Below are 2,276 nucleotides of genomic sequence, written 5' to 3'. Positions count from 1 at the left end.
CGTCCGAGCCGGCAAACAGCGCGTTCTTCCGCGTCAGGGCCAACGGCCGGATCGCCCGCTCGACGGTGTTGTTGTCGATCTCGACGCGGCCGTCGTCGAGGAAGAGAGACAAGCCGGCCCAGCGACTGAGCGCGTAGCGGATCGCCTCGGCGAGCTTGCTCTTCTGGCTGATCAGCCCGAGCTTGGTGGTGAGCCACGGCTCCAGCGCCGCCACGACCGGCCGGCTGCGGTCCTGACGCACGGCCCTCCGCTCGTCGGGGGAGCGCCCGCGGATCTCGCCCTCGATCCGATAGAGTTCGGCGATGCGGGCGAGCACCTCGGTCGCGATCGGCGCCGGGCCAGCCTTGGCCAGTTCGTAGAACCGGCGGCGCACGTGCGCCCAGCAGAAGGCCAAGCTCACAGCCTTGCGCGCAGCCAGGACCTTGTAGCCCGCGTAGCCATCGACCTGCAGCGTGCCCTCGAAGCCGGCGAGGTGACGGATCGGGTGTTCGGCCTTGCGGTCGGGCGCGTACAGGTAGGCCACGCCGGGCGGATCGAGGCCGCCCCAGGGCCGGTCGTCGCGAGCGTAGGCGAACAGCTGGCCGGTCTTGGTCTGCCCGCGGCCCGGATCGAGCACCGGTGCCGTGGTCTCGTCAGCAAACAGCCGGTCCGACGCCTTCAGCCTCTCGAACAGCCGCGCGTGGACCGGCCGTAATAGAAAGGCCGCCTTGCCCACCCAGTCGGCCAGCGTCGAACGGTCAAGGTTCACGCCCTGCCGGGCGTAGATTTGGGCCTGTCGGTAGAGCGGCAGGTGGTCGGCGTACTTGGACACCAGCACGTGAGCCACGCTCGCCTCGGTCGGGATCCCGCCCTCGACGAGGCGGGCGGGTGCGGTGGCCTGCACGATCACGTCCTCGCATGCCCGGCAGGCATACTTTGGCCGGCGGGTGACGACGACGCGGAACTGGGCCGGCACGATGTCGAGGCGCTCGGCGACGTCCTCGCCGATGACGTGGAGGTCGCCACGGCAACAGGGGCAGGTGCGGTCGTCGACGTCGATCATCCGTTCGATGCGCGGCAGGTGGGCCGGCAAGGCGCCGCGGTTGGCGCGGCGCTGCCGGGTGCGGGCCGCGCGGGCCGATGCATCGGCGGCGTCGGTCTCGGCAAGGCCCTCAGCCTCGATCTGCTCGGCCTCCTCGAGGCCCAGGAGCAACTGGTCGACGGGCAGGCTCTCGGCACGCCGTCCGAAGCGGTGACGCTGCAGCTCCCTGATGATCTGGTGCAGCCGGTCAATCTCGGCCTCGCGCGCCGCCACCATCGCCTTCAGGGCGGCGGGATCATCGGGCAGGCGCGCGCTCGGTTCGCTCACGAAGCCGATTTGAGCATGGATCACAAGGCTTTGCCAGAGTGATCGACTTGGCGGATCAGCTCACGGCGACGGGAGCGCGCGTTGGCCGGGCCACGTGCACGCGCCGCCAATCGAGCCCTTCCAGAAGGGCCTGCAGTTGCGCTGCCGTCAGCCGCACCACCCCGTCGGTGACGGCCGGCCAGCAGAACTTGCCGTCCTCCAGCCGCTTCGACAGCAGGCACACGCCGGTGCCGTCGAAGTAGACGAGCTTGACCCGGTCGGCGCGCCGCGCCCGGAAGACGTAGACCGCCCCGCTGAACGGGTCGGCGCCCAGGCTCTCGCGCACCAGCGCCGCCAAGCCGTCCGCGCCCTTGCGGAAGTCCACCGGCCGGGTCGCTACCATGACGCGGACCGCGCCCGCCGGCCCGATCACGCGCCGCCCTTCAGCGCACCGATCACCGCCGCGATGATAGTGGGCGAGGCGCCGTCGCCGATCCGCACCGTGACGCCGCCTGCCTCCACCTCGATCCCCACCGCGCGGCGGCGCGATGAGGATCGTCTGATGCGCCGGCGTGGCGGCTCCGCTCGGGCGGGATCCACCGCCATGGGCTCGGGTGCGGTCACCGCCGGCACGAAAGCCGGCAGCGCGGCGGCGGCCTGGCGCGCCTCGCGTCGCCACGTGAACAGCTGCTGCGGCGTCAACCCGTGCCGGCGGGCCACCACCGACACCACCGCGCCCGGAACGAACGTCTCCTCCAGGATCCGCGCCCGGTCGTCCGCGCTCCAGCGCCTGCGGCCGACCGCGCCGTCGATCACCTCAAAACGCCGGACCGTCCCCTCCGGCTCAAGTCTACGGTCAAGTCGAGACACAAAACGATCCTCTCGTGGCGGATCGTCAAACTGCCCGGTCAGGTCGCCCCACAGAAGATGGGGCCGGAACATCGCTTAC

Annotated in this window: 3 protein-coding genes; all 3 read right to left on the bottom strand. The window is 71.2% G+C overall.

The features are described from left to right. Nucleotides 1-1,297, bottom strand: a 1,297-nt coding sequence (locus BMY19_RS30260; RefSeq protein ID WP_100253894.1) for an IS66 family transposase, incomplete at its 3' end; no start/stop codon positions are given. Between the two features lie 106 nt (nt 1,298-1,403). After that, entirely contained in the window at nt 1,404-1,760 is a 357-nt protein-coding gene (tnpB, locus tag BMY19_RS30255) for an IS66 family insertion sequence element accessory protein TnpB (RefSeq protein WP_043759936.1), read from the bottom strand. Next, nucleotides 1,757-2,143, bottom strand: coding sequence for an IS66-like element accessory protein TnpA (locus tag BMY19_RS30250; protein WP_244535088.1), 387 nt, complete (start codon nt 2,141-2,143; stop codon nt 1,757-1,759). The genes tnpB and BMY19_RS30250 overlap by 4 nt, the downstream gene beginning before the upstream one ends. Nucleotides 2,144-2,276: the final 133 nt, after the last annotated feature.

The organism is Methylobacterium sp. UNC300MFChir4.1 (assembly GCF_900110155.1).
Classification (GTDB): Bacteria; Pseudomonadota; Alphaproteobacteria; order Rhizobiales; family Beijerinckiaceae; genus Methylobacterium.
This window is presented reverse-complemented; position numbering and strand designations above follow the sequence as displayed.